The 5,077-nt window shown below is 37.2% G+C and carries 6 protein-coding genes; 1 reads left to right on the top strand and 5 read right to left on the bottom strand.

All coding sequences use genetic code 11. From position 1 onward, the window contains the following. The 5 genes from ACEW8U_RS12955 to ACEW8U_RS12935 form a co-directional block, all read right to left on the bottom strand. Positions 1–352: ATP-dependent zinc protease (locus ACEW8U_RS12955; RefSeq protein ID WP_373522474.1), on the bottom strand; the 352-nt coding region annotated here is incomplete at its 3' end. Next, positions 349–1,503 carry an ATP-binding protein gene (locus tag ACEW8U_RS12950; protein WP_373522473.1) on the bottom strand — a complete coding sequence of 385 codons (1,155 nt, stop codon included), beginning with the start codon at positions 1,501–1,503 and terminating at the stop codon, positions 349–351. The genes ACEW8U_RS12950 and ACEW8U_RS12955, both read right to left, overlap by 4 nt. Positions 1,504–1,510: 7 nt before the next feature. Continuing rightward, positions 1,511–2,710, bottom strand: coding sequence for a GlmU family protein (locus ACEW8U_RS12945; RefSeq protein WP_373522472.1), 1,200 nt, complete (start codon positions 2,708–2,710; stop codon positions 1,511–1,513). Positions 2,711–2,782: 72 nt separating this feature from the next. After that, a complete protein-coding gene (locus ACEW8U_RS12940; RefSeq protein ID WP_194976125.1) occupies positions 2,783–3,028 on the bottom strand; it encodes a type B 50S ribosomal protein L31 in 246 nt (81 codons plus the stop codon). Between the two features lie 192 nt (positions 3,029–3,220). Beyond that, a complete protein-coding gene (locus ACEW8U_RS12935) occupies positions 3,221–4,372 on the bottom strand; it encodes a 6-bladed beta-propeller (protein WP_373522471.1) in 1,152 nt (383 codons plus the stop codon). A 112-nt stretch (positions 4,373–4,484) separates the two neighbouring features. Between ACEW8U_RS12935 and ACEW8U_RS12930 the strand changes: the two genes are divergently transcribed. Next, on the top strand, positions 4,485–5,077 hold a 593-nt coding region (locus ACEW8U_RS12930), incomplete at its 3' end, for a Uma2 family endonuclease (RefSeq protein ID WP_373522470.1).

The raw sequence follows: 5,077 nt of genomic DNA, 5'->3' as shown, positions 1-5,077 counted from the left end.
TGGGATTCCTCATTTTTGACCTATCTGTCAATGTAAACTCTGCTTCGAATTCGACACCAAACATAATGACTTTTGTACTCACTTTATACCTGACCTCCGCCTGACCAAATGAATTCTTTACTTTTTTTTGGGAATAGTTTTCAGACATGAGCAGTTTCCCATTATATTTTTTGTCTAATGGGGACAGGACTTTAAAGAAAAGTACATTCCTGCCATCTTCCTCCTCCCTTTCTTCTACAAATTCACAATGAATGGATGAGGTGTAGGCTCCCGTATCAATTTTGCCTGTCACGTTTTTCAAACCCCATTCAGGCAAAGTTATCCTCTCCCTCCTTCCGATTATTTTTTTCATGATGTAATGGTTTCTGAAGCTTTCATGATTCTGTAAATCCTAAATGAAAGATCAGCAAATAAAATTTTAGCACTGGCATTTCTCTCTAAATGGTAATATGACTCATTCAAGGCTTCGTAAATTCTGCTGAGTTTCTCTTCATTCAACACATTCACGCCCAACTTATGGATAAAGTCTCGGTCTGATTCTACACTTCTCATCAGTTCGGTTGCTTTGGATTTATCCAGCATCACCTCCCTGATTACATTGATTCCACTGAGCAATAAGGATTTTTGGGATTCTTTATCTTTCCCACTGAATTTCTCCACAAATTCAAATATCACATTGATGTCTAGAAGGAAGCAGGCCCTGAACCAGTCCCTGATCAACACGGTGTTTTCATCCTCCACCTGATCCACCATTCGGTAAGCTTCACGCATATTACCATCCGCCAAAGGGGCAATCTGTACGGCAGCTTCTCTTGAACAAAGGCCATCAGACAATAAGTGTGACATCACTTCTTCATCATTAAAAGCCCTGACCAATATCTTTTGTGTTCTGGAAAGAATAGTGGTCAATAACCGCTCAGGTGAGGAAGTAACCAACATGAATACTGTCTTTTCAGGCGGTTCTTCCAAGATCTTCAACAGGGAATTCGCCGAATTCTGATGCATGTACTCCGGTGCCCAGATCAACATAATCTTATATCCTCCTTCAAATGACTTCAATGAAAGGGTCTTGATAATCTGTTTGCCGGCACTTCTGGAAATATTGAGTTGCTTTTTTTCAAATCCATTATGGTAAATCCAATCAGAAACATTTCCATAAGGGATCTTTACGGCAAAATTCCTAAAGGAAGCAGTGAAGTCAACTTTCTTTTCTTTATTCGGGTCTTCATCATCTTTTGAATCTCCTCCCACCACCGGAAATGCAAAATTCATATCAGGATGCACCAATTTGGACATTTTTTGGCAGGAGGGGCATTGTCCACAGGAATCTTCTTCCCTTGGATTTTGGCAGTGCAGGTAGGTGGCCAGTGCCAATGCCATTCTAAGATTGGGCGACCCTTCCGGACCATGAAACAACAGGGCATGGGCAAGGTGATTGGTCTTGACTGCCTGTATGATTTTTTCCTTGACTTCTCCCAGTCCAGGTATGGATGAAAACAACATAAATCTTCTAAACTTCTTTGTCCCAAATACGGTAATGTCTCGTCAAATCGAAAACCTTTTGGATAATTTCTTTTTCGGTTTGGTCATAGACTTTGCCTCTGCGTTTCATCACAGCAATGGCCACTTCTTCAAACTTTCTAACCTGAAAAGTACTGAAACCCGAAGCTCCGCCCCAAGAAAATGAAGGAATAAAATTTCTGGGGAATCCATCTCCGAAAACATTGGCTCCAACTCCTACTACTGTTCCTGTATTGAACATGGTATTGATGCCACATTTGGAATGGTCTCCCATCATCAGTCCACAAAACTGCAATCCAGTATTGGAAAATCCTCCTCGGGTATAATCCCATACTTTGACTGGTGCGTAGTTATTTTTGAGATTGGAATTATTGGTGTCAGCACCGAGATTGCACCATTCCCCGATGACAGCATTGCCCAAAAAACCATCATGGCCTTTGTTGCTATATCCGAAAATCACCGAATTAGAGATTTCACCACCCACTTTGGAATAAGGGCCTATAGTGGTGTCACCTCGTAGCTTGGCACCCATGTTCACAGTCGAACCTTCACACAATGCAAATGGCCCTCTGATCAATGCCCCTTCCTGAACTTCTGAATTCTTACCAATATAAATCGGCCCTCCTTCAGCATTGAGAACAGCAGCTTTAATTTTTGCCCCTTCTTCTACAAATATCTGGGAAGGATTATACACTATGGTATGCGGATCTGAAATTTCTTTGGAAGTTCTCCCTGAAGTAATCAGTTCAAAGTCTTTTTGGAGTTCGGTAGCATTGTGTTGGAAAATATTCCAGGTCTTTTGAATAGAAATAAAGCCTGATTCATATAGAATAGACTCATTCTTCTTTGCTTGCTCAGGTTGAAAAAGAGCTGGCTGCCCAGAATAGCAGGCAATCAACATATTTTGTGACCAAAGGGATTGATTGGTTTTCAGACCTGCGACCATTTCCCAAAGTTCCTTATCAGGGCAAATTGCCCCGTTGACCATCAATGCGGGGGAATCGTTTTTGGGATATTTCTCTGAAAGATAATCTTGGGTATGAAAGCCCGCTTTTAAATCAGAATATTTCTCCCACTTTTCTGAAATCTTCAAAATCCCGACCCTGACATCTGCAATCGGACGGGTAAAAGTAAAAGGCAACAGGGAACCCCTGATTGCGGGGTCATCAAATAAAATCAAATTGTCCATGGCACAAAAATAAAAAAGTCTCCCGGAAAACAACTTCCGGGAGACCTATACCTGTTCATCTTAATGATGAAATTATTTTTTGGCGTATCTCTTGTTGAATTTCTCAACCCTACCTGCAGTATCCAACAACATCTTCTTACCAGTGTAGAAAGGATGTGAATTGGAGCTTACTTCTATCTTGTAAACCGGATATTGCTTTCCGTCTTCCCACTCAATGGTCTCACTTGTTTCGATTGTAGACTTTGTGATGAATTTGTAATCACTTGAGGTATCGAAAAATACGACGTCTCTGTAGTTTGGATGAATGTCTTTTTTCATTGTATTGCTATTTATCTTGGATCGCTTTTTTGAAATGAGGCACAAAGTTATTTCTTTTTTGAAATGTATCCAAATCGAAGGGATTAATTATTTGGAATAAAGTACTGATAAAAAAAGGAATCCTGTTTATCTAAACTATTTTTGGGACTAAATAGGAACTCTTGTTTAATCAAGATTTTAATGAAACTTGAATTATTGGATTTCATATTTGACAACCACATAATTGTCTGATTTCAATTTGTCTGAATTACTTTTTACAAAATCATGAATGTTACTTACATCTGATTCTTGAGTTCCAGTAATTCCATTTTGAAAAGAATCATTATAATCATTAAAAAAGTCCAAAGAACTTTTGAAAGTCACGATATTATCACCTTCAACTGTAAAAGGAGAAAAATCTGTCTTTAAGCCATCCAAATCATTAATAAAATTGTCAATAATTTTATCAGGATGGAACTCACTATTTAGTATTGCAAATTTCACATTTAATCCATTTTGATTCACCGTCATCCAATATTTTTCCTTTAGAGAAAGGAATGAGAAAATCATCTCGACAATTTGACCATTGCTCAAAAAATCAAATCTTTCAGGAGAAAATGTAATTGATTTCCTTTTTTCTATGGGAAAATTATATTTACCAAAATCAAATTCTATTGAAGAAGATATTTGTTTTTCATTATCAAAAAAAATTATCTCATAGGAAGGGTCTAATTTTAAATATTCAATGTTCTTATTATGTCCTTTCTGAAAGCCTAAAATAGAGCCATAGTTTATGCCTTCTAAATATGGATTTAAAGCTTTGACTCCCTCAGTTTTCGAACCCACTTTTTTTACTATTGTAAAATCTTCAATTTCAGGGGAGTTCCCGAAATAGTATAACCCGGTGTTTTTGTAGGAGGTAAAAATTCTTGGCTGAAAATCAATAAAATCTTCGTGGAGGAAATTGCCCTCCATATCAAAATGAAGAACTTTTTTTAAACTCCCGTCTAAAATTAAAATATTGTTTTCATGGACTTGAAAATCATTGATAAATGAAAATTCTTTTGGCCCCCTTCCATTTGATCTGATGATGTTTTGAAAAACACCATTTTTATCAAATATCAAGAGATTACTCATTTCCCTATCATTAACAAGTATATGTTTTGGAGTAAACACCAACTTCCAAGGTTTTACAAAAGGAACAGTTTCAGGGACGTCTATCAGAACATATTCAATTTTTGAAAAAAAATCGGAAAAATAAGCAGATTCAGTATCGTCCAAGTCAATAAAGATTTTTGAAGGATTGGACATTTCATTTCCCTGGCATCCAAAAATCATCATAATCAACACTACATATTTCCTCATAATCAATTCAAATTAAAGTGCAATTAAAGTAAATATTGAATTTATCAAATTTCAATTGATCTATGTTTACTACAATCTAATATTATATATCTCTTTTCACTAAATTAGGCCTATGGAAAATGAGGAACAAAACAACATGGTCAAAGAACCTTATTCCCATTACGGATTGTATACCTATGCAGATTACCTGACATGGGACATAGACCATATGGTCGAACTGATCAAAGGAAAAGTGTTCAGGCAGGCTGCAGCGGCACCAAGGAGGATCCATCAGGAACTGGTTTTAAAAATTGGATCCCAGTTAAGTGGTCATTTGACAGGTAATACGTGTAAAGTATTTATCGCCCCCTTCGATGTCCGCCTTCCTGTCAAATCCAAAAAGCATAAGGACATCACCACAGTAGTCCAACCCGATATCTGTGTGGTATGTGATCCGAAAAAGCTAGATGATTTGGGCTGTGTAGGTGCCCCTGACCTGATTATGGAAATTCTTTCCCCTAGTAACAATAAAAAAGAACTTCAAAATAAATATGAAGTGTATGAGGAAAGCGGAGTTAAGGAATATTGGATTATCCATCCTTATGAAAAAACATTGTTGGTCTATACGCTTTCTGATGGAAAATATATTCCTTCCAAACTTTTTACTTTAGGTGACCATGTGGCATCAAGATGTATAGAAGGGTTTGTTCTGGATTTGGATGAATT

The sequence above is a fragment of the Aquiflexum sp. genome, from assembly GCF_041751335.1.
Taxonomy (GTDB): Bacteria; Bacteroidota; Bacteroidia; order Cytophagales; family Cyclobacteriaceae; genus Aquiflexum.
Note: the sequence above shows the minus strand (reverse complement) of the source record. Positions and strands in the feature narration are given on the sequence as shown.

Bases quoted from the DNA above. Each gene is read 5' to 3' on its own strand.
- ACEW8U_RS12950 (WP_373522473.1), bottom strand. From the start codon at position 1,503: ATGTTGTTTTCATCCATACCTGGACTGGGAGAAGTCAAGGAAAAAATC.
- ACEW8U_RS12945 (WP_373522472.1), bottom strand. From the start codon at position 2,710: ATGGACAATTTGATTTTATTTGATGACCCCGCAATCAGGGGTTCCCTG.
- ACEW8U_RS12940 (WP_194976125.1), bottom strand. From the start codon at position 3,028: ATGAAAAAAGACATTCATCCAAACTACAGAGACGTCGTATTTTTCGAT.
- ACEW8U_RS12935 (WP_373522471.1), bottom strand. From the start codon at position 4,372: ATGAGGAAATATGTAGTGTTGATTATGATGATTTTTGGATGCCAGGGA.